The organism is Vibrio sp. 2134-1, assembly GCF_033339495.1.
Genome location: NZ_JAWOUS010000263.1, coordinates 1 through 832 on the forward strand (window position 1 = coordinate 1; position 832 = coordinate 832).

Genomic DNA, 832 nt, shown 5'->3' on the forward strand with positions numbered 1-832 from the left:
TATGCTGCTGGAATTGGCTCTGTTGTTTGCTGCAGGCGTGGTAGGTTGAATCATGAATTCGATAGCAGTAGTTGGGATTTTTATCACCTTCCCCGCTCTAATGGCTGTTGGCGTTTCGCCCTTCATGGCTAACGCCACCAACACTTACGCGGCGTGCGCAGGATACATAAGCGGTGCCGTGGGTTTTCGTGAAGAAATTTTGAAGAACAAGCAAGAACTGCTATTCACCGTCTCGTTCAGCTTAGTTGGTGGCGCAGTTGGCGCGTATCTTCTTCTCAATACGCCAGAGTCACTGTTTTTGGAAGCCATTCCTTGGCTACTTTTGTTTGCTACGGTGCTGTTTCTTACAGGTTCGCGGTTAACAATGATCATCAAATCCATCACCAGAGAACATAAACACGCTGGCGTTTTAGGCTTAATCGCATTGAGTTTGTTGTTGGTGGGTGTTTCTGCATACGGCGGATTTTTTAATGCCGGATTAGGTGTGATTGTTCTGAGTTACCTCGTTGTGGCGGGCCATCAAGACATCAACTTGATGAATGGGCTTAAACTTCTGGTTTCAACGTGTGTGTCTCTCATCGCAATCGTCATTTTTGTTGCGAACGGCTCTATCGATTGGAGCAAAGGCAGCGTGGTAATGGTCGGGACATTAGTTGGCGGCTATCTCGCCGCGCGTGTGTCTCGCCAGCTTAATCCGAGCCACGTTAAAGGCTTTGTCGCTCTCTCTTCGATTACCATCACCATTTACTTTTTTATTGACGTTTACGCCTAACCCAAACAGAAAAAGCGCCATCAAATTAATGGCGCTTTTGCGGCTCTCAATAAAGGTTTC

At 47.1% G+C, this 832-nt stretch carries 1 pseudogene; it reads left to right on the forward strand.

The window, feature by feature from the left end:
* Position 1 precedes the first annotated feature (1 nt).
* Positions 2-772, forward strand: a pseudogene (locus R7R78_RS25355) (sulfite exporter TauE/SafE family protein).
* The last annotated feature ends 60 nt before the right edge of the window (positions 773-832 follow it).